21 protein-coding genes and 3 pseudogenes are annotated in these 22675 nt (G+C 66.6%); 4 read left to right on the top strand and 20 right to left on the bottom strand.

All coding sequences use genetic code 11. The features are described 5' to 3' along the window. Positions 1 to 34: 34 nt before the first annotated feature. The 6 genes and pseudogenes from HBB12_RS34590 to HBB12_RS32495 form a co-directional block, all read right to left on the bottom strand. A complete protein-coding gene (locus HBB12_RS34590) occupies positions 35 to 733 on the bottom strand; it encodes an ABC transporter ATP-binding protein (protein WP_442919391.1) in 699 nt (232 codons plus the stop codon). A gap of 103 nt (positions 734 to 836) precedes the next feature. After that, positions 837 to 1109 (bottom strand): annotated as a pseudogene (locus HBB12_RS34585) (ATP-binding cassette domain-containing protein); the annotation flags it as partial. Between the two features lie 23 nt (positions 1110 to 1132). Then, a complete protein-coding gene (locus HBB12_RS32510) occupies positions 1133 to 2176 on the bottom strand; it encodes an ABC transporter substrate-binding protein (protein WP_236993206.1) in 1044 nt (347 codons plus the stop codon). Positions 2177 to 2219: 43 nt separating this feature from the next. Then, positions 2220 to 2405, bottom strand: a pseudogene (locus HBB12_RS32505) (peptide ABC transporter substrate-binding protein); the annotation flags it as partial. A 28-nt stretch (positions 2406 to 2433) separates the two neighbouring features. After that, a pseudogene (locus tag HBB12_RS32500) lies at positions 2434 to 3280 on the bottom strand (ATP-binding cassette domain-containing protein); the annotation flags it as partial. Positions 3281 to 4166: 886 nt separating this feature from the next. Further along, positions 4167 to 4841 carry a beta/alpha barrel domain-containing protein gene (locus HBB12_RS32495; RefSeq protein WP_236993205.1) on the bottom strand — a complete coding sequence of 225 codons (675 nt, stop codon included), beginning with the start codon at positions 4839 to 4841 and terminating at the stop codon, positions 4167 to 4169. 1124 nt (positions 4842 to 5965) lie between these two features. On the opposite strand from HBB12_RS32495, the gene HBB12_RS32490 reads away from it, so the two are divergent. Continuing rightward, on the top strand, positions 5966 to 6538 hold the full coding sequence (locus HBB12_RS32490; protein WP_236990882.1) for a helix-turn-helix domain-containing protein: 573 nt from the start codon (positions 5966 to 5968) through the stop codon (positions 6536 to 6538). Continuing rightward, a complete protein-coding gene (locus HBB12_RS32485; protein ID WP_236993204.1) occupies positions 6514 to 7041 on the top strand; it encodes an IS630 family transposase in 528 nt (175 codons plus the stop codon). The genes HBB12_RS32490 and HBB12_RS32485 overlap by 25 nt, the downstream gene beginning before the upstream one ends. Positions 7042 to 7293: 252 nt before the next feature. Here the strand turns inward: HBB12_RS32485 and HBB12_RS32480 are convergent, their stop codons facing one another. From HBB12_RS32480 to HBB12_RS32440, 9 genes are all read right to left on the bottom strand, one after another. After that, complete coding sequence (locus tag HBB12_RS32480; protein ID WP_236993203.1) at positions 7294 to 8232, bottom strand: dihydrodipicolinate synthase family protein; 939 nt, start codon at positions 8230 to 8232, stop codon at positions 7294 to 7296. Further along, entirely contained in the window at positions 8232 to 9677 is a 1446-nt protein-coding gene (locus HBB12_RS32475; RefSeq protein ID WP_236993202.1) for an FAD-binding oxidoreductase, read from the bottom strand. Before HBB12_RS32475 ends, HBB12_RS32480 begins: the two co-directional genes overlap by 1 nt. Positions 9678 to 10316: 639 nt before the next feature. Further along, complete coding sequence (hydA, locus tag HBB12_RS32470) at positions 10317 to 11792, bottom strand: dihydropyrimidinase (RefSeq protein ID WP_236993201.1); 1476 nt, start codon at positions 11790 to 11792, stop codon at positions 10317 to 10319. A 16-nt stretch (positions 11793 to 11808) separates the two neighbouring features. Further along, on the bottom strand, positions 11809 to 12468 hold the full coding sequence (locus HBB12_RS32465) for an aspartate/glutamate racemase family protein (RefSeq protein WP_236993200.1): 660 nt from the start codon (positions 12466 to 12468) through the stop codon (positions 11809 to 11811). A gap of 48 nt (positions 12469 to 12516) precedes the next feature. Continuing rightward, complete coding sequence (locus tag HBB12_RS32460; RefSeq protein WP_236993199.1) at positions 12517 to 13830, bottom strand: hydantoinase/carbamoylase family amidase; 1314 nt, start codon at positions 13828 to 13830, stop codon at positions 12517 to 12519. A 62-nt stretch (positions 13831 to 13892) separates the two neighbouring features. After that, the gene (locus tag HBB12_RS32455; RefSeq protein WP_236993198.1) at positions 13893 to 14558 is read right to left on the bottom strand and encodes an amino acid ABC transporter permease; all 666 of its coding nucleotides are present in this window, start codon (positions 14556 to 14558) and stop codon (positions 13893 to 13895) included. Then, the gene (locus tag HBB12_RS32450) at positions 14558 to 15232 is read right to left on the bottom strand and encodes an amino acid ABC transporter permease (RefSeq protein ID WP_236993197.1); all 675 of its coding nucleotides are present in this window, start codon (positions 15230 to 15232) and stop codon (positions 14558 to 14560) included. Before HBB12_RS32450 ends, HBB12_RS32455 begins: the two co-directional genes overlap by 1 nt. A gap of 10 nt (positions 15233 to 15242) precedes the next feature. Continuing rightward, positions 15243 to 16040 (bottom strand): amino acid ABC transporter ATP-binding protein, encoded by a 798-nt coding sequence (locus HBB12_RS32445; RefSeq protein WP_236993196.1) that lies wholly within the window; start codon positions 16038 to 16040, stop codon positions 15243 to 15245. 1 nt (position 16041) lies between these two features. After that, complete coding sequence (locus tag HBB12_RS32440; protein ID WP_236993195.1) at positions 16042 to 16875, bottom strand: transporter substrate-binding domain-containing protein; 834 nt, start codon at positions 16873 to 16875, stop codon at positions 16042 to 16044. A 133-nt stretch (positions 16876 to 17008) separates the two neighbouring features. On the opposite strand from HBB12_RS32440, the gene HBB12_RS32435 reads away from it, so the two are divergent. Continuing rightward, the gene (locus HBB12_RS32435) at positions 17009 to 17896 is read left to right on the top strand and encodes a LysR family transcriptional regulator (protein WP_236993194.1); all 888 of its coding nucleotides are present in this window, start codon (positions 17009 to 17011) and stop codon (positions 17894 to 17896) included. Between the two features lie 303 nt (positions 17897 to 18199). Here the strand turns inward: HBB12_RS32435 and HBB12_RS32430 are convergent, their stop codons facing one another. The 3 genes from HBB12_RS32430 to HBB12_RS32420 form a co-directional block, all read right to left on the bottom strand. Continuing rightward, entirely contained in the window at positions 18200 to 18553 is a 354-nt protein-coding gene (locus tag HBB12_RS32430) for a hypothetical protein (RefSeq protein WP_236993193.1), read from the bottom strand. 310 nt (positions 18554 to 18863) lie between these two features. Then, positions 18864 to 19763 carry a DMT family transporter gene (locus HBB12_RS32425; RefSeq protein ID WP_236993192.1) on the bottom strand — a complete coding sequence of 300 codons (900 nt, stop codon included), beginning with the start codon at positions 19761 to 19763 and terminating at the stop codon, positions 18864 to 18866. Positions 19764 to 19851: 88 nt separating this feature from the next. Next, positions 19852 to 20892, bottom strand: coding sequence for a hypothetical protein (locus HBB12_RS32420; RefSeq protein ID WP_236993191.1), 1041 nt, complete (start codon positions 20890 to 20892; stop codon positions 19852 to 19854). A gap of 263 nt (positions 20893 to 21155) precedes the next feature. Between HBB12_RS32420 and HBB12_RS32415 the strand changes: the two genes are divergently transcribed. Next, positions 21156 to 21761 (top strand): TetR/AcrR family transcriptional regulator, encoded by a 606-nt coding sequence (locus HBB12_RS32415; protein WP_236993190.1) that lies wholly within the window; start codon positions 21156 to 21158, stop codon positions 21759 to 21761. On the opposite strand, the gene HBB12_RS32410 is transcribed toward HBB12_RS32415, so the two are convergent. Together HBB12_RS32410 and HBB12_RS32405 are read right to left on the bottom strand one after the other, a co-directional pair. Beyond that, positions 21715 to 22152 carry an acyl-CoA thioesterase gene (locus HBB12_RS32410; RefSeq protein WP_236993189.1) on the bottom strand — a complete coding sequence of 146 codons (438 nt, stop codon included), beginning with the start codon at positions 22150 to 22152 and terminating at the stop codon, positions 21715 to 21717. The two genes, HBB12_RS32415 and HBB12_RS32410, sit on opposite strands and share 47 nt — an antisense overlap. Further along, a complete protein-coding gene (locus HBB12_RS32405) occupies positions 22137 to 22316 on the bottom strand; it encodes a glutathione S-transferase family protein (protein ID WP_236993188.1) in 180 nt (59 codons plus the stop codon). The genes HBB12_RS32410 and HBB12_RS32405 overlap by 16 nt, the downstream gene beginning before the upstream one ends. Between the last annotated feature and the right edge of the window lie 359 nt (positions 22317 to 22675).

The raw sequence follows: 22675 nt of genomic DNA, 5'->3' as shown, positions 1-22675 counted from the left end.
CCCCGCCGGGCGCGCCGAATCGGTCGCCCGACTGTCACGACGCGGCGGTGAGGCTTCGCCCCATCCTCGCGCCGATCAGGCGGCCTCCCGCAGCCAGTGCTCCGCAATGGCATCGCGGCGGGCGAACCACGTGCCCGCGCGGGCGGCCGCATGGGCGGTCGGGGCCGGCGAAGAACAGGTGGGCGCGGGCGCCCTGGAAGGCGACCTCGACGAGGGCGGCCTCGACCGTGTTCGGCCCGTCGCCACCGAGGCGGATCCGCTCGGGCCGCACGCCGAGGAGCACCGGGCTCCCCGGCAGGAAGCGTCTCGGCGCCCGCACCGTCCCGAGCGGGGTCTCGACCCGGAGCATCCCGCCGCCCTCCTCCCGCACGATGCCGGCAAGCCGGGTCGACAGGCCGACGAAGCCGAGCGCGAAGGCGGTGGCCGGCCGGCGGTAGAGCGTGACCGGATCGGCGAGCTGCTCGATCGCGCCGCGATTCATCACGGCGATCCGGTCGGACATGGTCAGCGCCTCGTCCTGGTCGTGGGTGACGAACAGGGCGGTGATGCCGAGCTCGCGCAGCAGGCGCTTCGGGTCGATCTGCATCGCCTCCCTGAGCTTGCGGTCGAGGGCCGAGAACGGCTCGTCGAGGAGCAGGAGCTTCGGCTGGACGGCCAGCGCCCGGGCCACCGCCACCCGCTGCTGCTGCCCGCCCGAAAGCGCCTGCGCGCGGCGGTCGGCGAAGGGCGCCATCTGGACGAGGTCGAGGAAGCGCGCGACGGTGCCGGCGATCCCGGCCCGGGGATGCCCCTTGGCCTTGAGCCCGAAGGGCGACGTTCTCGGCCACCGTGAGGTGCGGGAACAGGGCGTAGTTCTGGAAGACCACGCCGACGTCGCGCCGGTGCGGGGGGTTGCGGGTGATGTCGCGCCCGTCGAGCACGACCCGGCCGCGATCGGGGGCGACGAAGCCGGCGATGATGCGCAGCAGGGTCGTCTTTCCGCACCCGGAGGGGCCGAGCAGGGAGACGAACTCGCCGCGGGCGACCGCGAGGTCGACGCCGCCGAGCACCGTGCTCGCGCCGTAGCTTTTCCCGGCGCCGGAAATCGCCAGGAAGCCGGGATCCGACATGCTCGGATTCGCCATGGCGTGCCTCAGATCGCCATCTCGCGGTCCCAGCGCCTGATCCAGCCGTCGCGCTCGCGGGCGACATGGGCCCAGTCGATCTGGTGCACCACGAGATCCGCAGGCAGGCCCGCCGGGCGTGGCACCGCCCGGTTGGTCGGCAGCGAGAAGGTCGGGCCGACGAGGCGCTGCTGCAACTCGGCGCCGAGCAGCATGTCGACATAGGCGAAGGCGAGGTCCGCTTGAGGGCTGCCTTTCACCACGGCGACGCCCGACGGCATCGCGAACACGCCCTCCTTGGGCGCCGCGAGGTCGATCGGGGCGCCGGCGGCCTTGCGCTCCAGCGCGTAGGACGACATCGCGGACGAGATCATCCACGCCGCGCCCTGCTCCAGCAGGTTATAGGCCTGGGGCTGCTGGGTGTAGACCGTCAGCAGGTTCGGCTTGAGCGTCGCGAGCTTGCGGAAGCCCGGCTCGACGTCGCGTTGCGCCGCCTCGAGCGGATGGCCGGTGGCGAGGGCGGAAGCGACGAAGAGGTTGGGCAGCCCTTCCGTGTTCTGCAGCGAGGGCACGATCACCCGGCCCTTGTCCTTCGGATCGTAGGGGTCGGCCCAGGAGGTCGGGGCCCGGCGCATCGCTTCGGTGTTGTAGGCGATGCCGAGCCAGGGCTGGAGATAGTTCGCCCACATCCCCTCCATATGAACGGTCCCGGGGACGAGGGCGGCGAGGTTCGGCACCCGCGCCGGGGTCAGGGGATCGAGGAGGCCCTCCTTGACGGCCAGGATGATCACCGGGTCGTCCATCTGGACGACCGACAGGTAGGGCCGGTCGCGGTTCTTCTGCATCTTCTCGAGGTTCACGAGCGAGCGCGTGCCCTCGAAGATCACCTTGGCGCCGTGCTTGCGCTCGAAGGTCGGGACGACGATCTCCTCGACCCAGCCCTTGTGGCCGGCGGCCCCGCCGACGACGAGCTCGCGGGTCTGCGCCCGCAGGATGGCGGGCGCCGCCACCAGGGCGCCGAGCGTTGCCGCCCCGCGCAGCACCGAACGACGATCGGGAGAGAAGGACGGCATGGCGGGAAACCCTCCGGGCGGGGCGGACGACGCTCAGGAATACGGCCGCCATCTCGAGGACGTGCTTGGGAACGATGAAGGTCTCGGTCAGGAACGACAGGTAGGGCGAGAAGGGTTTTTCCATCCGCCAGGTGATCTCGGACGGCGACACCACGGTGATGTCGCGCACGAGCGAGTGGCCGGCGGTGCGCCAGGCGCGGAAATTCGGCTTGGTGATCAGCCGCACGGACCGACTTCTTCCGGCTGAGAAACCTGCCGGGCAGAACCCTGCTCAGCAGGTTTCTGCCGCCGCCATAGGTCTTCATCAGGCCTTCGCAGACGAGGACGGGCTCGCTCCGCGCGACGTCGATCGGCGCGCGGTCGGTGGCGGTCAGGTGCGGCACGGCGGCGATCAGCCGGCGGGTATAGGGATGCTGCGGCGATTTCAGCACCTGCCCGGCGGTGCCCTGCTCGACGATGTAGCCCTTCTCCATCACCACGACGTGGTCGGCGATCTCCGCCACCACGCCGAAATCGTGGGTGACGAAAACGATGCTCATCTCCTTGCGCCGCTGGATGTCGCGGATCAGCTTGAGGATCTGCGCCTGGGTCGTCACGTCGAGGGCGGTGGGTCGGCTCGTCGGCCAGCAGCACCGTCGGCTCGAGCGCCAGCGCCATGGCGATCATCACCCGCTGGCGCTGCCCGCCCGAGAGCTGGAACGGGTAGCGGTGCAGCATCTGCGCCGGGTCGGGCAGGCCGACCTCGGTGAGCAGTTCGAGGGAGCGGCTTCGGCGGGACGCGCGGGTGCCGACCTCGTGCGCCGTCGTGACCTCGTCGATCTGCGCGCCGACGGTCATCAGCGGGTTGAGGGCGGAGAGCGGGTCCTGGAAGATCATCGACACCGCCCGCCCGCGCAACGAGCGCAGGGTCTCGGCCGGCATTCCGACGATCTCGGCGTCGCCGAGGCGGATCTCGCCCGCCCGGACCGTGATCGCTTTCGGCAGCAGCCCCATGATGGCGTTGGCGGTGATGGACTTGCCCGACCCCGACTCTCCGATGATGCAGAGGATCGTGCCTTTCGGGAGATCGAAGGAGAGGCCCGTGACCGCGTTGGCACGCTCCATCCCCACCGGCAGGCCGATCTCAAGACCGCGAACGGAGAGTGCCGTCTGCCCGTCGGTGTCGGCGGGGGGCTGTCTGAGGAATTGGCTGACATCGGTATCCCTCGGGCGTTTCTCGAAGCGCAGTGGCAGGATGTCTCGGAAAGACATGGTCCTTGGCGATCTCAACACGACATCTTGCGGCAATCCGGGAGCGACCGAGAGAAATTCCGAATATTCGAGCAATCTGACTGGACGTATTTCTGCGCACCCGCAATGCGCACCGATCCCCGCCATGTGTCGACGCCGAAAAAATTCTTCCTAATGGCCAATGGATGCAACATTTAATACTATCCCTCTCATGATCCATCCGTATTGTCATAATATAAACTATTTCATATGGTATTACACAATATATAGAAAATCAAGATCTTAACTCAACGGGAAAATCTAGGCAGATGTTTGAGAAATTTGTTTAATTTTTTATCGCAACCGCACCGATTAAGCGCATCACTAAGAGCTGTACCACAATCACGATTCCCGCCCCGGGCGCAAATTGCCGTTTTTATATTGGGAACACTGCGCGATCATTGCCCTGCGAATATGCCGTTTCCATCGGCCGAGACGGCAGGATGTTGCGAGAACGGCCGGCAAGGAAGCCGAACAGGGTCGCCGAAGCGCGGCATCCATGGAAAGGGACGCAGCCCGTTCCGGTCCCTCCCTCGCAGTCACCGCGCAGGGTCCTCCTCGGAGGTTGCCGGCCGTGATCCATGGCGCTTTGCGTCCGACGACGGATCGGACGGGTCATCGCTGCGCCCGGCCCCGACGCCCGCGCCGCCTCGGGCGGATCGTCCCCGGATGCGGGCGCGCTCGCGGATCGCCCGCGCCACCGCCGCATCGGACAGACTCCTCATGCGGCCGCCGTTTCGATCGCTTGAAGCTGCAGATCGAGTGTCGGGCCTGCGGCCGGGAATCGACCGTCGAGGGCGGAGGTCCCGATCGTGAAGGCGGCGGCACCGGCCTGCCGGATCAGCCTCACCTGTTCCGGGCTGTCGACCGAACCCGCCACGACGACCGGCTTCGGCACCGCCCGGCAGACCGCGGCGATGAGCGCCGGGACGTCGAGCGACGATCGGTAGGCCAGGAGGTCGAGACCGGCGACGCCCTCGCGCGATGCGAGCGCGACGGCACTCGCGACGATCTCGCCTTCCGTCCCTTCGAGCCGGCTCGGATGGCCGACGATCCGTCCCGGGAACGGGTAGTAGCGGATGCCGGTCCCGGCCAGGAGCGGCAGGACATCGTCGACGCGGGTGCCGCCGAGCAGGTAGTCGACACCGAGCTCGACCGCAGCCTTCACCGAGCGGATCTCGCTGTCCCGGTCGAGGGAGACGACCTCCAGGTAGGTCGCCGCGCCGCCGCCCCGGATCCGGCGGGCGAGGTCGTCCAGGGCCTCGAAGGGCAGGCCGATATCCTTGAAGCCGATGTGCCGGATCCCGGCGGCGAGAGCCGTCGCGACGTGCACGGCGGCATCCGTCACCGTGCGGTCGTTCCGGGTCAGCATGAAGATGAAGTCGAACGAGGTCATGAGGTGCGGCTCTCCACTGGAATACGCCTCGACGGCATCGACGATGATCGCCGGGTGAGAGTGCGGCCTGATCAAAGGGAAACGGTGGCGTCTGCCGATCGCAGGCCCCCGCGCGGCCCGCCGGTGCGGCTGGCGATCAGCCGTTCGGCATAGTCGAAGGCGGTGCCGTGATCCGGAGATCGACATCCATCTGTCCACCGGAGGCGGGAGCCTGGATTTCGGGCGAGGGCGTGACGCCGGCGATACGACGCCTCGATTTCACGCTCGACCCGGCCTGGACCGTGCGCGAACTCATGCCCGAACGGGTCGGCCCCGTCATGGCTCCGAGCCTGCAGGGCCGCTTTGCGCTCGTGGACTACGTGGCGCCGGGATCGCGCACCCGTCCGAAGGCCTGGTCCGCCTGGCACGATGCGCATCCGGATGTCCCGCGCGCCCCGGAGCATGTAGATCCTCGACCACCATCTTCTGATGACGGAAGCCGCTCTCGGAGGCCTCGGCGTCGCGCTCGCCATCGTAGTGATCGTGAGCCATGACGTGGATCTCGGCAAGCTTGTGGCGCCCTATGGGTTCGCCCCGGACGGAGCCCGATACGGCGTGATCCACCCCAATTCCTATGTGCCGACCGGATCGGCAGAGACCGTTTGCACTTGGCTGGAGAATATCGTTATTACGGATAATAGTCATACAATATAACAATTATTTATAATTTTCTCTCAACAAGTTCGATTAGCTCCTAGTATCCACCCGTTAAACCAAGCACGGACATGACAGCGAATTCTTACTCATAATTCGAGATTCGCGCCCGATTATTACCGCATTTATTGACACATCCCCATCCTCATTCCGGGCGCTGATGCGCGGCCCCGAAATGGACACGGTAGGCTTGAAATCTGCACGGACCAATCAAACAGACTCTCATACGGTTTCCGATTGATCGCTTCGCGATGCGGAAACCGGCTTCGCTCAGGCGCCGCGCGGGCTGATGATACGGCGTCCGGAAGGAATCTTCCGGAAGCCGTATCAGACGTTTGATACGATTTCCGTATGATTCGATCAGCTTAGCTGTGAACTGACGGGTGTGCTGGCGCATTGGTCGGGCATGCTGTTTGTCGAAGGAGGCGGCGATGGCTGGCCCGGTAGCCCACCTGAGCGTGTCGGAGTTGGCGGAGCGCTTCACGGCCTGCCGTGACGCGCGCACCGCCCGCCAGACCCAGGCGATCTGGCTTCTGGCCAAGGGCCACAGTTTCGCAGAAGCCGCCGCGGCGACCGCCTTCAGCGAACGCTGGGTGCGCCGTTTGTGCGAGCGCTACAACGCTGAGGGGGTCGAGGCGCTGGGTGATCGGCGCCGCCACAACGGGGCCGCGGCCAGCCTCCTGACGCCAGATGTCCTCGAGCGATTGCGTCAGCGCCTGGCCGAGCCGCCGCCGGACGGGGGCGTGTGGACGAGCCGCACGGTGGCGGACGTCCTGGCCCAGGACCTGGGGCGCGAGCAGGTGGCGGTGCAGCGCGGCTGGGAGGCGCTCAAGGCGCTGGGCTGGTCGCTGCAACGGCCGCGCCCGCGCAACCCGCGCGCGGCCACGCCCGAGGCTGCGCAGGCTTTTAAAAAAAGTTGGCGCAGGCCGTCGACGAGGAGGAGGCCCGTGAGCCGCGCCTGCCGGTCGTCGTCTACGCGATGGACGAGCACCGCCTCGGCCTGAAGCCGGTCACGCGACGGGTCTGGGCGCCGGCGGGAGAGCGGCCGGTGGCGCTGGGCCAGCATCGCTTCAAGTGGCTGCACGTCACCGCCTTCGTGGCGCCGGCCATGGGCGAGACGGTGTGGTACCTCTCCAACGGCCTGTCCAAGCCGTTCTTCGAGCGACTCTTGGCCGACTTCGCGCGCGAGGTCGGAGCCGGCACGCGCTGCCGGGCGGTGGTGATGCTCGACAATGCCGGCTGGCACACGCAGCCCAATCTAAGCGTGCCCGAGGGTGTGCGGCTCGTCTACCTGCCGCCCTATACGCCCGAACTGCAGCCGGCCGAGACGTTGTGGCCGCTGGTCGATGAGCCGGTGGTCAACCGGTACATCGCCAACCTGGATGAGTTGGAACGCGTGGTCGAGCAGCGGTGCGCGACCTTAAGCGAGCAGCCCGACCTCATCAGCTCACGCACAAGCTTCCACTGGCTACCCAAAACCGCAAAGCCAAAGCCCAAGCTGGCCTAATCAACCGGAAAGCGTATGAGAGCCTGTTCGATTTGCGAGGCCGGCATCACGACGAATTTTCTTCCAATCCACGACCTCATCCTGAGGTGCGACCGAAGGGAGCCTCGAAGGAGGGCTCCAGATGTCGTCGTGATCTCTGGAGCCCTCCTTCGAGATCGGTCGATCTTGAATCGACTGACACCTCAGGATGAGGTTGTGAGTGGAACAGATTACCGCAATCGGTTGAACAGGCTCCGAGACTTCAGTCGAGGCCTACAAACCCCGATCGAGCTCGCTCAATCGGCGCTCCTGACGCGCAATCAGCACGTCGATCTCGGCGATGTCGGCCTGCGACAGCCCAGAGGCCGGCTTCCGGGCCGCCGCCGACGCGATGGCGCCGCGCCTGGCCAGGATGTGCTTCCTGATCGCCAGGCCGTGGCCCGGTTGCTGCTCGTACCGGGCGAGGGGCAGATACGCATCGAAGATGTCGCGGGCTTTGTCCGCATCGCCCGCCGCGAAAGCCTTGCAGACCTCGATCATCATCTCAGGATAACCGAAGCCGGTCATCGCACCGTCGGCGCCGCGCCCAAGCTCTTCCGTGAGGAAGAGGCCGCCATTCCCGGCGAGGATCGCGATGCGGCGGGATCCGGCGGCGCTCGCGTTGCGCAGGGCCGTGATCTTCGCCAGCCCCGGCCAATCCTCGTGCTTGAGCATCACGCAGGTGGGGTGAGTCTCGACGATCTTCAGGATGACGCCGGGCGAGATCTGCACCGTGGTCGAGAGAGGGAAGTCCTGTAGGACGAACGGCGTGTCGGGTCCGAGGGTCTCGGCGACCATGCCGTAATAGGAGACGATCTGATCGTCCGTCCGTACCGTCGAGGGGGGCGCCACCATCACGCCGGATGCGCCGTCGCCCATGACGCTCGCGCTCAGTTCCCCCATCGCGGCGAAACCCGGGGCGGAGACGCCGACGACGACCGGCACGCGGCCGTCGACGCGAGCCAGCACCCTGCGGACGAAGGTGCGCGATTCCTCCGCCGTCAGCTTCGGCGCCTCGCCCATCATCCCGAGGATGGTCAGCCCAGAGGCCCCCTTGTCGAGGTAGAAATCGACCATCCGGTCGGTGCTGGGCAGGTCGAGCGCGCCGTTCTCCGCGAACGGGGTCACCGCGATGACATAGACGCCCTTGGCGGCTTCGGTCAGACGCGACATCAGTTTGCTCCTCTTGCAAGATCGGTGGTCGTGCGGGTCCCCGGCAGCAGCTTGCCGGGATTCAATCGTCCGCGCGGGTCGAGCAGGGCCTTGATCGACGCCATGAGGTCGAGTTCGATCGGGGACTTGCAGCGTTCCATCTCGGAGACGCGAAGCTGACCGATGCCGTGTTCCGCGCTGATCGAACCGCGCTGGCGGCGCGTCTCGTCGTGGACCAGCCGGGTGAGGGCCGGCATCTCGGCGATCCACCGTCCCTTGTCGAGGGCCAGGGGGGGCAGCAGGTTGTAGTGGAGGTTGCCGTCGCCGAGATGCCCGAACACGATCGGTCGCACGCCGGGCAGCGCGGCCTTCACCCCGGCATCGGCCAGCGCCACGAACGTGCCCAGGGCCGCCGTCGGCACCGAGACGTCGTGTTTCGCCGCCACCCCCTCCCGGACGAGGGCCTCGGACACGCCTTCGCGGATCCGCCAGAAGGCCTTGGATTGCGTGCCGTCCTGCGCCAGCGCGCCGTCCAGCACGAGGCCCGACTCGATCGTGCTCGCCAGGACCTCCTCCAGGCGCCCGATCAGGGCCGCCTCGTCGTCGGTGTCGGACAATTCCATCAGGACGGCGGCGGGCGGCAGAGTGTCGAGCGGCAGGCGCGCGCCCGGCACGTGCTTGAGGATCAACGCGAGCGTGTCGCCGGTCATGAACTCGAATGCCGTGAGGCGGTCGCCGCCCCTGGCTCTCACGATGGAGAGAAGGGCGAGCGCCGCATCGACGTCCTGCACCGCCACGAAGGCGGTCGCGCGGGCGCGCGGCGCCGGAAACAGCTTCAGCACCGCGCCGGTGATGACGCCGAGGGTGCCTTCCGAGCCGATGAACAGGTCGCGCAGCGCGTAGCCGGTGTTGTCCTTGCGCAGGGCGGTCAATCCGTCCCACACCCGCCCGTCGGACAGGACGACCTCCAGCCCGAGCGTCAATTCTCGCATCGTCCCGTAGCGCAGGACGGCGACGCCGCCGGCATTGGCCGCCAGGTTTCCGCCGATCGTGCAGCTTCCCTCGGCGCCGAGGCTCAAGGGAAAGAAGCGGTCGGCCGCGCTCGCGGCGCCATGGACGTTCGCCAGGACGATCCCGGCATCGACCGTGATGGTGTTCCCGACCGGGTCGACCGCCCTTACCCGGTTCATCCGGGCCAGGGACAGCACCACGGCCTCCCCCGTCCGGTCCGGGGTCGCGCCGCCCGACAGGCTGGTATTGCCTCCTTGGGGAACGACCGGAACGTCCCGTTCGGCGCAAAGCGCCATGACGGCGGACACCTCGTCGACCGATCCCGGCCGCACGACGGCAAGCGCGCTCCCCCGGTACTTGCCGAGCCAGTCGGTGAGGAACGGTGCCTGCTCCTCCCCGAGTATGACATTGTGCTCGCCGACGATGGCAGCGAGCCGCGCGATCACGTCACTCACGGTATTGTCTCCTTGGACCATGTTATGATGCAAAATGTGCGAGAGAATTCATTGAATAATTATGGGCAATACGCTCGACAGATCTGCATCGATCGCGCAATTATTACCACGCAAAGATGATATGCGTGTTGTACTTTTTACCGCAAGACCGGAATCGGCCGCCGAAAGATCGTTTCAGGCCTCACGCTATACAGGACAGTCCAGGGGAAGACATCGCACAGGCTTCCCCCCTCCCCCCTGCGCATGGCTGTCCGGGGAAAATCAATGGCGCGGGTCCCTCCTCTCCCCGCGGGCGGGGCTATCGCATTCACACATCTCGGTTCGAGAGCATTCTCCGTTTAAAGGCAGCGCGCCTCCCCTCCCCCTTGCGGGGAGGGGCTGGGGGTTGAGGGTGGTGCCGGACAAAGCTCGCGCTCTCCGCGGCACCACCCCCACGCGGGATCTTCGATCCCCATAACCCCTCCCCACAACTTGCAGCGATACCGGGCAAGCCCGGGATCGCCGGGGGGAGGGGAAAGCGCACACCTTTTCAGAGAGTTAGTACTCGAAGGAGATGCGTGACTCCGCCAAGCGGGCGGGGAGAAGGGGAAACCGGCATCTCGTTCTTTCCCCGGACGGCCCTTCACGCTGTGGGGTCTGTCACAGCAGCTCGGCCCCGAAGTTTCGGCGGGGGTCCATGTCGGCGACGAGCCGGCCGGTCGGCTCGGCCGCCCAGCCGCCCCGGCGGCCGAGCCACCGGCCGGATCCGGGGGCGGCCTTGCAGGCGCCGTCGGCGACGATCTCCTCGCCGCGCCGCAGGACCCGCTCCGGCCAGCCGCGGACGACCGTGCCGGAAAAGGGGGTGAATCCCGTGCGGTCGTGCATCAGGTCGTCGCTGATCGTGACGGTCCGCTCCGGATCCCAGATGGCGATGTCCGCATCGTAGCCCGGGAGCAGGGCGCCCTTTCCCGGCAGGTTGTAGATGGAGGCCGGCGCGGTGGCGGTCAGCTGGACGAAGCTCTCGAGCCCCCTCCCCTCGAATTCGGGCCGGCCGCGGGACACGAGCGCGTCGAAGAGCAGCGGCAGCCGCGTCTCGAGCCCGGGCATGCCGTTCGCGATCTGCTTGAAGGTCGGGTTCGGCCCGGCCGCGAGCTTTCCGGTCTCGTCGAGGCGGTAGGGGGCATGATCGGAGGTGACGGTCTGGAGGTCGCCGAGCGCCAGCGCCTGCCAGAGCGCATCCTGGTCGGCCGCCTCGCGCGTCGGCGGCGAGCACATCCACTTCGCCCCCTCGATGCCGGGCCGGTCGAGATCGTCCTTCGTCATGAACAGGTATTGCGGGCAGGTCTCGGCGAAGACCTTCAGCCCGCGCCCGCGGGCCTGGCGGATGACGGCGGCGCCTTCCGCCGTCGAGACGTGGAAGACCATGATCGGCTGATCGAGCAGCTCGGCCGCGGTGATGAGCCGGTTGATGGCCTCGGCCTCCGATCCGCGGGGATGGCTGATCGCATGGTATTTCGGCGCCGTGTACCCCTTCTCGACCAGCCGTTTCCCCATCCAGGCGATCATCCCGTGGTTCTCGGCATGGACGCAGACCAGGGCGCGGTTCTGCCGCGCGGTGAGGAGCAGGTCGAGCAACGGCTCGTCGTCGACCTTGATGAGGTCGTAGGTCATGAAGACCTTGATCGAGGCGTGCCCCTCGCGGATCAGCGCCGGCAGGTCGGTCTCGATGGTCTTGCGGTCGGGATTGGCGACGATCAGGTGGAAGGCGTAGTCGATCAGGGCACCGCGCCGGCCGAGCGCCGCGTAGTCGTCGACGACCTTGCGCAGGTCGAGGCCCCGGTGCTGCGCGGCGAAGGCGATCAGCGTCGTATTGCCGCCGAAGGCGGCCGAGGTCGTGGCGCTCTCGAAGGTGTCGGCGTTCAAGAGGCCGTTGGCGGAGACCTGCTCGACATGGGCATGGGTGTCGATGCCGCCGGGCAGGACGAACTTGCCGGTGGCGTCGATCTCGCGGGCACCGGCCGGCAACCCGAGGCCGACCGCCGCGATCCGGCCGTCCTTGACGGCGACGTCGGCCGGGAAGGAGGCGGTCGCGGTCCCCACGGTGCCGCCGCGAATGACAAGGTCGTAATCGGACATCGTTGTTCCCCCTTCCTCAGGACACCGACACGGTCCCGACGGCCATGGCGACGGCCGCCTGGGTCGGGTCGATCACCGGCACGCCGAGCGCGTCTTCCAGCGGGCGGCGGTGGCGGGCCATGCCGGCGCACCCCATGACGATGACGCCGGCGCCATCGCGGTCCTTCAACTCGGTGCCGACCTCGATCATCCGGGCCAGCGTTCCTTCGCCGGACGCGCTCTCGGCGACCGACATCTCGAGCGGACGTTCTCCGGCCAGGCGATCGACCAGACCCATCTGGCGCAGGTAGCGGATATGGCGCGGGATCGAGCCCGACTTGATCGCGATCACGCCGAACCGGTCGGCGCGGGTCAGGGCGGTCAGCACGCCGCATTCCGCGATGCCGAAGACGGGCTTCGCCGTTCCCTCGCGCGCCACATGCAATCCGGGATCGGAGTAGCACGCGATCACAAAGGCATCGACGCCGGTGGCGGCCTCGATCCGGCGGCGCAGCGGCAGGGCGACGCCGTCGACATGCGCCTGCGTCTCGATTCCGGGGGGGCCGTCCGGCAGGCTCTCGCACACGATCTCCGGTCCTTGCGCGAAGGACAGCGGCAGCAGGGCCTGGCGCAACCCCTCGGTCACGACCTCGTTGGAATTCGGGTTGATCACCAGGATCCGGCGACGGCTCGACATCGTCACGTCCTTCATTGGAATGCGTTCACGGATGGAGGAGTCGCACGATCAGCCGATCTCGCGCGACACCCAATCCGCGAGGACCGTGCAGGCCGCCAGGAAATCGTCGGTCTCCATGGCCTCGTCCGGATTGTGGCTGCCGTGCTCGTTGCGCACGAAGAGCATCGCGATCGGGATGCCGGCCGCCGCGAAGGCCGCGGCATCGTGCGAGGCCGGGCTGCCGAGCGGCATCGTGCGGATTTCCAGGCGCTCGGCACCGGCCGCGAGGGCGGAGGAGATCGCGGGATCGACCGGTCCGACCGCCGCGCTCGCCCGCGTCCCCAGTTCGAAGCGCACGTTCCGACGCGCCTCGATCTCGCCGATCCGCGCCAGCATGGCCGCCTCGAGCCGCGCGAGCACGTCGGGATCGTAGGCGCGCATGTCGAGGCTGAAGTGGAAGCTGCCGGGCACGGTGGTGAGCCCGTGCATCGCCGGGTCGGTGTGAAAGCGGCCGAAGGTGATCGCCATCGGGATCCCGGCTTCCTCCTCGCGCGCCCACAGGTCGTCGAGCGACGCGGCGAGGTCGATGGCGGCCATGGCGGCGTCGCGTCGGAAGCGGCGCGGCGTGCCGACGTGATCGTGGCGGCCGACCACGCGCGCCTCGGGGTAGCGGACATTGCCCGGCACGCCGGTGCAGATCGCGACGGGAATACCGGATTCGACGAGCGTGGCGGCCTGCTCGATATGGACTTCGACGAAGGCCCGGATGGTGGCGGGATCGAGATGGCGTGCGCCGGCCCGGATCGCCTCCGGATTACCACCCGCCGCCGCGATGTGATCGGCCAGGGTCCGGTCGCCGTCGATGCGCAGCGCCGCGAGCGCCGCCGCCGGCAGCGTGCCGAGGGCCGAGCGGCTTCCGATGTAGGAGACCTGGAACCAGACGCTCTCCTCCGCCCGGATGCCCATCACGGTGAGGTCGCAGCGCGGCGTGATGCCGAGCCGGCTCAACACCTCGATGGCGACGAGACCCGCCACGACCCCGGCGGCCCCGTCGTAGTTGCCGCCATGCGGGACGCTGTCGAGATGCGAGCCGATCACCAGGCGCGGCGCCGTCCGGTCGCGGCCCGGCAGCGTGACGTAGGTGTTCGCCGCAAGGTCCCGCTCCACGAGGAGGCCGCGGGCCCGGCCATGCTCGGCGAGCAGGCGATGGGCGAAGTCCTCGCCCGGACCGTAGGTGTCGCGGGTGATCCCGGGATCGCCGCCGGTGGCGAGGGCGAGGGCGTTGAAGAACGCCTCGACGAGCCCTCGCTGCGCCTGGACCGCCGCGACGAGGTCCGAATCGGCAGGGGCAGCCCGGGGGATCGATGATCGTGTGGATGGCATCGTGAATTCCAGGTTGCGGCCGGAGCCCTCCGACCCGTTTTGGCTCGTACGGCTGGCGACGGTCATTTCGCCGAAGCGTTCTCCAGCCGGCTCACCAGTCGCACGACGGGCCACAGCAGGACGATGTAGAGAAGGGCGGCGAGGACCAGGGGAGAATTGTTGAAGGTCAGGGATCGCGCCATGTCGGCCGAGTAGAGCATCTCCTGCAAGGACACGACGCTCGCGAGCGAGGTCAGCTTCACGACCTCGACCGTGTTGGAGATCAGATCCGGCAGGACGTTTCTCAAGGCCTGGGGAAGGACGACCCAGGTGAAGGTCTGATCGGCCCGCAGCCCGGTCGATCGCGCCGCCTCCCACTGCCCGTTGGGGACGCTCTCGATCCCGGCCCGGATGACCTCGCCGTAATACGCCGCATTGTTGAGGAAGAACGCGATCGAGACGGCGATCAGGGGCGACAGCTTGAGCCCGAGGAACGGCAGGCCGGAATAGATCAGGATCAGCAGGACGAGGGGCGGCAGCGCGCGCATCAGATCGACCATGAGCCCCAGCCCCCGGCGCAGGATGACGCTGCGGGCCATGCTGCCGATCGCCACCAGGATTCCGCCCAGGATCCCGAGCGGGATCACCAGCACGCAGATTAGCAGCGTGGTCTTCAGTCCCTGCAGGATCAGCGGCAGGGCCTTCGCCATGATGTCGAGGTTGAAGAATTGCTGCGCGAGGATGTCCATCAGTGACGCCTCCAGGCGAACCGCCCCTCGACCCAGCGGCCGAAGCCGATGATCGGGATGAAGAGGACGAGATAGGCGACGGCGCCCATCATGAGTGGCGTCGCGTTGCCGGAGAACGAGACGGCGGTGGTGGCCTGGTTGATGATCTCGGGCACGCCGATGACGGTTCCGAGCGCCGTGTTCTTGGTGATCGAGATGGTTCTGTTGGTCAGCGGCGGAATGGCGAGCCGCAGGGCCTGGGGCAGGACGACGTGGAGCAGGGCCTGGATTTCGGTCAGCCCGGTCGATCGCGCGGCCTCGCGCTGCCCCTTCTTGACGGAGATGAGGCCCGCCCAGACGATCTCCTCGACGAAGGCCGTCAGCACGGCGGACAGCACGAGCCAGATGACGGCGAAGCCCGGGATGTCGATGCCGACGCTCGGCAGGCCGAAATACACCAGGAGAACGAGGACGAGGGGCGGGACGGCCCGGGCGATATCGACGAAGACCAGCAGCGGCCACTTGATCCAGCGGCCGCCGATCCAGCGAAGGACCGCGAGACCGATCCCCGCGGTGATCCCCGTGACGACGACGAGCGCCGCGATCTCCAGCGTGACCACCGCGCCGGTGAGAATCGCGGGCCAGGTCGCCAGGATCTGCTGGGGATTGAAGAAGGTATCGATGAAGCGATCCATCGGCGATCCTTCAGCGGTCTTCGTTCGAGACGAAGGCGCGCGTGCGGGCTTGAGCGTCCGGCCCGAAGATCCGGCTCGGCGGACCCTGCTCGACGACGACCCCGCCCTCCATGAAGACCACCCGGTCGGCCGCCTCGCGGGCGAACCACATCTCGTGGCTCACGACCAGCATGGTCATGCCCGCCTCCCGCATGCTGCGCATCGTCGCCAGCACGCTGCCCACCAGTTCCGGGTCGAGCGCGGAGGTCGGCTCGTCGAAGAGCATCATCTTCGGCTCCAGCGCCAAGCCCCGGGCGATTGCGACGCGCTGCTGCTGCCCGCCGGAGAGCTCGGCGGGATAGGCGCCGGCCTTGTGCGCCAGGCCCACCCGTTCGAGTGCCGCCATGGCGATCGCCTTCGAGTCCGACCGCGACTTCCCCAGCACCTTGCGCAGCGCGAGCGTCACGTTCGACAGCGCGGTCATGTGGGGATAGAGATTGAAGGACTGGAACACCATCCCGATGCGCCGCCGCAGGGCGTTCACGTCGAGCGCGGGGTCCAGCACCTCCGACCCGTCGAACCGGATCGAGCCGCTCGTCGCCTCCTCGAGGCGGTTGCAGCAGCGCAGCAGCGTGCTCTTGCCGGAGCCGGACGGCCCGATCAGGAAGACGAGCTCGCCCGGAGCGACGTCGACGTTGATGCGCTTGAGAACCTCGAGGCTCCCGAACTTCTTCGACACGTCGCGGATCCGCAGGAGCGGCTCGCCGCGCCAAGACTCGGCTGCCGCATCCGGAGCGCGGATCGGGCTGAACGGCTCGACGCTCTGCATGTCAGCCTCGGCACGCCGCGGCGTGGGGCGTGGAATCGTAGTTCGGCATGCCCGGAACGCCGTAGCCCGGGTCGACCGTGACGGCCACCGAGCCGGCCGCGGGCTTGATGCCGAACCACTTCTCGTGGAGCGCCGCAATGGTGCCGTCGGCCTTCAGGCATTCGAGGGCCTGGTCGAGATCCTTGCGCAAAGCGACCTCGTCCTTGCGCAGGGCGATCGACCAGACGAAACCGGTCGAGTGAAGCAGCGAGAGCTGGATCTGCGGGTTGTTCTTCGCGGCCCATTGCAGGACGGTGCTGCCGGCGACGTTGGCGAAGGCCCGGTTCGCCAGCACGGCCTGGACGGCATCGGTCTGGGTCCCGTACGACTCGACCTTCCAGCCGATCTTGTCGGCCATCTCGCGGGCCCAGCTGTCGTACGACGACCCCTTGTTCACCGCGACGACCTTGCCGCGAAGGTCCTCGAGCTTCGTGATCGGGGGCGCGCCCTTCTTGATCACGAACTGGAAATCGCTGTTCAGGTAGCCTTCGGTAAACAGGAGGTTCTCGGCACGCTCCTTGTTCACCGTCACGGGGGCGACGAGAAAGTCGTAGGTGCCGGCCTGGAGCGCCGGGATCAGGCCGGAGAACTGGGCGGTGTCGACCGTGACCGGCCGTCCCAGCGTCTTGCCCAGGGCCTCCGCCAGATCGACGTTGAAACCCTCGATCCCGCCCGACAGCTTCGGCATCGCATGCGGCGCGAAGGTGCCGTCGACGGCGGTTCTCAGAGGGGTCTGGGCCACCGCAGCCTGTGCGGCCAGCATCGCGAAACCAGCGGCCGCCAGCATGCTTCTCATCGCAACTCTCCGTGTTGTCTCTCGCGAGGATTGAGCCGCGATCCGAGTTCGTGCAACCGCCTCACTATAAAGAAACTTGCGTTTCTATAGCCCCTAGCTATAGTCGGCTAAATTCAAGGCATGTGCTGATAAAATGCTCAACCTGCGACAGCTCCAAATTTTTCGCGAGCTGATACAATGTCAGACGACTGTATCGGTTGCGCAAAGCCTCGGATTATCCCAGCCGACGGTCAGCAATGCGATCAAGCACATGGAGAGCCAGCTCGGATTCGCGCTTTTCGAGCGGAGCGGCAACCGGCTGGTTCCGACGCAGGAGGCGATGGATATCTATCGGGACAGCGAACCGATATTCAAGATGATGCTGTCTTTCTCCAGAAGACTTGCCGATGTCCGCGATACTCGCGTCGGCTCCTTGCGCCTGCTGGCGACACCTCCGATCGCGAACGCCGTCGTTCCGTCAGCGCTGAGAAGCTTCAAGAGCACGCGCCCGGATGTCAGCGTGACATTCGACGTCCATCGCACCGATGGGGTGATCGACGGTGTCGAGAGCGGTCGTGCCGATCTCGGGGTTTCACTCGAGCCCTACATGCGGCCCGGCCTGGAATTCGAGCTGATCGGGACCGGGCAGATGGTGTGTGCCTTCCAGCCCGGGCACCCCATCGGAGCCAATCACGAAATATCCGAGGACGTGATCAGGTCGTATCCGCTCATCTGCTACGCGTCGGATACCCGTTTCGGCTCCCTTCTGCGGAGAGAATTCTTCAACGAGCCGCCTTCGGAGGGCTCCATCGAGGTCCAATACTCGTATACGGCCTGCCTGCTCGCGGAAGCCGGGCTCGGCGTCGCGCTGGTCGACTCGTTCACCAGCATCCATGGCAGCCGATACAAGATCGACGTCCGGCCGCTGCGACCCGGCGTCAGTGTCGATGCCTACGTGATCTATCAGAAGTCGCGTGCTCCGAAGCGGCTGGTCCGCGCCTTCATCGATCAGCTCAAACTGGCGATCGCGGAACTGGCATGACGCCGTGAGCGAGAGGCGCACCGGGCTCGCATCGGGGCAGGTCGCGAAGACGACCATGCGCCACCTGGTCCGCCACTGAAAGCAGATCCCAGCGGGAGCGGAGGATTGCGTCCGTATTATCTGCTATCGCAGACTTATGCAGGCCTATGATCGACATAAATACAGGCATTTATCGTTTAATTGATACTCTATTGGGCAAAATACTAGATGTAATATCGATAAATTCCAATTTTTGTACAGTAATATCCATATTATGCCATGCCATGCTATGGCCGTCTGACATCCCGAAAATTGGAATGTAATTCATTCGACGAATTCCCTGTTCTTCGAATACTCCGAGCGATGCTGCGGCGCCATAGCGTCCTGCGTGATCGCCGGTTTCGGGGTGATCGTCTTCGGGGATTCGTACGGATCAAGGCTGCACGCACGAAACAAGCGTATCAGCAACGCCTCGAACCGGTCGTCCGGGAATTGACGATGATAGATCTCGACGATGCCGGCGGCCTCACCGAAGCTCAGCGGCGTCTCGACCGAGGAGAGGAAGCATTCGCATCCCCGCGTCGGCGTGAACCGGCAGTTGCCCTCGAGCCCAGGAGCGTCATCGCTCGCAGGAAACACGAGAAGCCGGGCCACGAGCATGGCGGACCAGAGGTTCATTGCCGGCATTCCTCAAGCACAGGAGAATTCCGTCCAACCGAGCTGCCGTGGTGAGCTTCACGCTGCGACGATTTTCGCGATCGGGCTCATGCCGATGACCGCCGGAAGGGCAGAAAGATGAGAGGATGGAGCCGTCAGCAGGGATCCGACCGTCTTCCGCGGTCGTCCGGCGCAGTGACGCCCGTCGGTGTCGCGCACCTACGATCGAACGGCATGACCTTCGTCGGGCCCGGAGCTGCGAGCCGGATCGCGCCTCCGCCATGAGGACGGGGGAGAGGATCGTCGGCGGGAGCCCGGTCCAAGTGGCGGATCAGGTGGCGGATGCGGCCGGTCGGGACGCTTCGGTCGATCGCGAGGGCGCGAGCAGGACGGCCCCGATCCCGAGCGTCGACATGCCGAGTCCCAGCGCCGAAACGGGGGACGGCACTTCACCGAGCAGGAGAAGCCCCCCGACCATGGCCATGGCGGGCACCAAGGCCGCGAAGCATGCCCCGATCGACGCCCCCAGCAGCAGGACGGCCTTGCTGTAGCAGAACAAGGCCACCACCGAGACGAGAGCCCCCTGGTACAGCGCCTGGACGACGAGGCCCTGCCAGGGATGATCCAGGAACGCAAATCCTCGAATCGTCAGGTAGGGCAGCCCATAGGCGACCATCGACGTGGCGGAGACGGCCGCCGTCGCAACCCAGGCATTGAGGCCCGCCCCCTTCGCCACGACCGTGTAGAGCGCCCAGAGAGCCCCTCCCGCGATGAACAATCCCAGTGCGGACGAACTGCCGCGAAACCCGGTCAGGGCCGTCGCGGCGATCGTGCTGCCGATGCAGATCGCCGCGATACCGCCGAGTTGCCAGCGACCCAGGCGATCGCCGAGGGCCCACGACCCCAGGCAGGCGGAGAACAGCACCATGCTCGTGGGGGTCAGAACCGCGAACAGGGCCACCGGTGCCCGGGCCAGGCCATCCGACACCACGAGGATGTAGGGAGCACCGATGCCGAGGGTGAGCAGGCCCGTCACCCTCCAGTCGGGCCATCGTCCCTTGACCAGAACCGGGAAGGTCAGGAGCGAGGCGACGGCGAACCGGATGAAGGTCACGTCGTACATGTCGAGGCCGGAATTGGTCACCCCGAACCGGGTGACGACCGGGAAGCCTCCCCAGATCACCGCCGCGCCGAGGCCGTAGAGCAAGCCGGCCAAGCGTTCCGACTTCATGCAGCCTCCCCTTCCTGGTTGACGAAAGATCGACGAGGACCATCCGAGCCCCGGCCGATGCCCGCACGGCATCGGCCGGGGCTCGGCATCAGAGATGGCCGATCGAGATCGTGTCGGTCCGCCCGCGGCGACGCAGATAGGCGTACTCGATGTCGTTGAGGATCATCTGCGCCCGCGGAGCGCTCCGCGACGCGTAGCTGATGCTGGTCAGGAAGTGAGCCAGTTCCTCGTTGCCCTCGCCTTCGACCTTCGAGAGATCGAGGTTGGAGCGGTCGCGCAGCGAGTCGAGGTAGCTCGTATCGATGACCCGGAACGCCGCCCCGAGCGTGAAGCCGCGCGCGTTGAGCACCTTGTGCCACTCGAAGGGTGGGTTGATGAGGACGTCGCCGGGCGTGATGTACATGATGTCGCTGTCGAACTGCCCAGCCGGCGCTTCGCGGCCGCTGCTCGTATCGAACATCTTGTCGAAGTCGCGATACTGGTCGCCGGGGTGGGGAGGCCGTGTGTACCAGCGCTTCACCCCGGCGATCATCACGAAGATGTTCAGCGTCGGGAACATGTGCCAGTCGCTTCCGACGGCCCCGTGGCTCGGCTCACCGAATTCCTGGGTGCTGTTGCCGAGGAACATGTGGCCTGTCACGGACCAGTTCGGGATCGCGAGCCAGCCGCTGTCGAACACGTCGGCCCTGATCTTGCGGAAGGCCGACTTCCCCCACTCGTAAGGGTCGTTGTAGCCCGACGAGATCGTCCCGAGATGCGAATAGACGTCGAGCTTGTGTTCGAAGATATCGTCCAGGAACTCCTTGCCCGTCCCGGTGCGACCGGTCACGTAGTTGTAGTCGGACTTGCCGTCCTTGGAGCGCATCGAGACCGCATGGTCGGTCGTCTTGACCCGCCACTGCAGGGACTGCGACGGATCGATCGCATCGAAATAGGCGCGCGAGGCGAAGCGATCGTCGATCGGAGCCAGCGACTTGAACAATGCAGGCTTCGAGAAGTCGTCGGTCTCGCGGACGACCGTGTCGAAGGTCAGCTTTCCGCCATGCCGGCCGGGCGGTACGATGTTGACGTAGCGGTTTGGCAGGATGTCGCTCGGAACGATCTGTGCCCGCTGGAGAACACTCGACATGATAACCTCCCACTGCTGATGAGGATGGGTTCGATCCGGCCGATCCTTGGACTTGCAGGTCAGGTTGGTGTCCGCGAGGAAATAGCCTGGATGCCGGTTGGGCGCGCGGATCCGGCCAGGGCCGGACCCCGACATGTCGTCTTTGCGCCAAGTTTTCGAGCTGACTGTCCCGTGCCTCGCGAGGGGCCGAGGATCGTGTTATGTTCGACATGGTTGTCAAACTTGACGCAGATGTCAATCATGAATTTTGCAGGTCATAGAAAATGGTCGGCGTTCGGCAGTTCGATGAGCAGGCGGTCCTCGAAAAGGCGCTCGATTTGTTCTGGCAGCAAGGGCCTGCGGCGACGTCCATGCCGGCTCTCGCCCAGGCAACGGCCGTGCAGCGCGGATCGCTCTACAATGCCTACGGCGCCAAGGAGACCCTGTTCCTCAAGGCGTTCGAGCTCTATACGTCCCGGTTCCTCGGCGCGGTCCGGATCAGTCTCGCCGGCACGGGTGCAGGCGAAATCCTGACCCGCTTTTTTGACACGGCGATCGCCAACATGACCTCGGGCTCACCCTCGCGAGGGTGCCTGACGACCAAGACCGCCAGCGACGGCAGCCTGGCCGAGCCGGCCATCCGCGCGCAGGTGCAGCGGCTGATCCTGGACCTCGAAACCCTGATCGCCGACGCGCTCGCACCGTTCGAGAGCGAGCTGAGCCTGTCGAGGGCCGAAACGGCGAACCTCGTCGTTGCCGTGACGCGCGGCCTGGCGGTCATGGAGCGCATCCACGGTGATCCGCAGCAGTTGCGGGCGACGGCCTCGTCACTCGTTCGCTCGGTCACACGTCCGCGGCCGGACCCGGCCCGAAAGCGGAAAGCCGGGTGACCGCCGCGGTCGATAACGGCCGCGAGCGGCGCGTCGCTTCATCCATCAGCACGATCACGGTCCGGGCGAGCGCCGCGCACCGATCGTTCTGGAACAGCGCCTGCCGCAGTTCGATCGAGCTGCGCCCGATCGATTCGACCCGGGTTCCGATCGCGATCTCCCCAGGCCACGTGATCTCGCTGCGGAAGTCCAGTTCGAGGCGGGCGATCACGAAGGCCGAGCCGGGCTCGGCCAGCGGCAGGCCGGGATCGTAGAGCACGGCGACGCGGCCGGTCTCGAGGAAAGTTGCAAAGAGTGCATTGTTGACGTGCCCCTGCCGGTCCGTATCGGCATACCGAACCTTGTCGGTGGTCCGCAGCGGAAAATCTGTCAGGATTACGGGCTGGTCCATCGGCGCTCATCTTTCCCCTGGTGAGCCGTCGGCGCGTTTCGGGCGAGACCGTCGAAGGCGTCGAGAAGGCGTTCGCGCCAGCCGAACACGGGGTCGTCCTCCTCCACGAGTTCGACGCTGCCGACCCGGCGCGCCCACATGAACAGGCCGAAACCCGCAGTCATCGGCGTTGGCCGGCTCTGCGCCGGACAAGAACGGGCGATCATCGCGGGCGAGGCGCAGAGGTGCGGTTGCGTGGCGCCAGTCGGCGACGTGTCCGGATCGTCCGACCACGAACTCCTTGAGACGGACGCCGGACCGCGCCTCGCGCGAAGTCCGGACGTACGGCTGATCGTCCGGTGCCAGACGACGGTAGACGGTCAGGGCGGTCACGATGTCCTCCCGCCGGCATGAGCGACCAGCCAGTTGAACCAATACAGTCGTGCGAGGCGTCGCATCCAGGCTGCGGAGCAGCACTGTCTGACGTAAGAGGAGGATCCTGGCTTTGACAGAGATGTCAATGATCCGGATGCGCCCGACAGGA

Source organism: Methylobacterium sp. SyP6R (genome assembly GCF_019216885.1).
Taxonomy (GTDB): Bacteria; Pseudomonadota; Alphaproteobacteria; order Rhizobiales; family Beijerinckiaceae; genus Methylobacterium.
The sequence above is the reverse complement of the archived record's forward strand: the minus strand, read 5'-3'. Positions and strand labels throughout refer to the sequence as shown.

Excerpts from the sequence above, each read along its gene's own strand:
- HBB12_RS32410 (WP_236993189.1), bottom strand. The coding sequence starts at position 22,152 with ATGGACCAGCCCGTAATCCTGACAGATTTTCCGCTGCGGACCACCGAC.
- HBB12_RS32415 (WP_236993190.1), top strand. The coding sequence starts at position 21,156 with ATGGTCGGCGTTCGGCAGTTCGATGAGCAGGCGGTCCTCGAAAAGGCG.
- HBB12_RS32450 (WP_236993197.1), bottom strand. The coding sequence starts at position 15,232 with ATGGATCGCTTCATCGATACCTTCTTCAATCCCCAGCAGATCCTGGCG.
- HBB12_RS32455 (WP_236993198.1), bottom strand. The coding sequence starts at position 14,558 with ATGGACATCCTCGCGCAGCAATTCTTCAACCTCGACATCATGGCGAAG.
- HBB12_RS32440 (WP_236993195.1), bottom strand. The coding sequence starts at position 16,875 with ATGAGAAGCATGCTGGCGGCCGCTGGTTTCGCGATGCTGGCCGCACAG.
- hydA (WP_236993201.1), bottom strand. The coding sequence starts at position 11,792 with ATGTCCGATTACGACCTTGTCATTCGCGGCGGCACCGTGGGGACCGCG.
- HBB12_RS32405 (WP_236993188.1), bottom strand. The coding sequence starts at position 22,316 with ATGACTGCGGGTTTCGGCCTGTTCATGTGGGCGCGCCGGGTCGGCAGC.
- HBB12_RS32430 (WP_236993193.1), bottom strand. The coding sequence starts at position 18,553 with ATGAACCTCTGGTCCGCCATGCTCGTGGCCCGGCTTCTCGTGTTTCCT.
- HBB12_RS32495 (WP_236993205.1), bottom strand. The coding sequence starts at position 4,841 with ATGACCTCGTTCGACTTCATCTTCATGCTGACCCGGAACGACCGCACG.
- HBB12_RS34590 (WP_442919391.1), bottom strand. The coding sequence starts at position 733 with ATGGCGCCCTTCGCCGACCGCCGCGCGCAGGCGCTTTCGGGCGGGCAG.
- HBB12_RS32490 (WP_236990882.1), top strand. The coding sequence starts at position 5,966 with ATGGCTGGCCCGGTAGCCCACCTGAGCGTGTCGGAGTTGGCGGAGCGC.
- HBB12_RS32485 (WP_236993204.1), top strand. The coding sequence starts at position 6,514 with ATGGACGAGCACCGCCTCGGCCTGAAGCCGGTCACGCGACGGGTCTGG.
- HBB12_RS32435 (WP_236993194.1), top strand. The coding sequence starts at position 17,009 with ATGCTCAACCTGCGACAGCTCCAAATTTTTCGCGAGCTGATACAATGT.
- HBB12_RS32465 (WP_236993200.1), bottom strand. The coding sequence starts at position 12,468 with ATGTCGAGCCGTCGCCGGATCCTGGTGATCAACCCGAATTCCAACGAG.
- HBB12_RS32420 (WP_236993191.1), bottom strand. The coding sequence starts at position 20,892 with ATGTCGAGTGTTCTCCAGCGGGCACAGATCGTTCCGAGCGACATCCTG.
- HBB12_RS32445 (WP_236993196.1), bottom strand. The coding sequence starts at position 16,040 with ATGCAGAGCGTCGAGCCGTTCAGCCCGATCCGCGCTCCGGATGCGGCA.
- HBB12_RS32460 (WP_236993199.1), bottom strand. The coding sequence starts at position 13,830 with ATGCCATCCACACGATCATCGATCCCCCGGGCTGCCCCTGCCGATTCG.
- HBB12_RS32425 (WP_236993192.1), bottom strand. The coding sequence starts at position 19,763 with ATGAAGTCGGAACGCTTGGCCGGCTTGCTCTACGGCCTCGGCGCGGCG.
- HBB12_RS32510 (WP_236993206.1), bottom strand. The coding sequence starts at position 2,176 with ATGCCGTCCTTCTCTCCCGATCGTCGTTCGGTGCTGCGCGGGGCGGCA.
- HBB12_RS32480 (WP_236993203.1), bottom strand. The coding sequence starts at position 8,232 with ATGTCGCGTCTGACCGAAGCCGCCAAGGGCGTCTATGTCATCGCGGTG.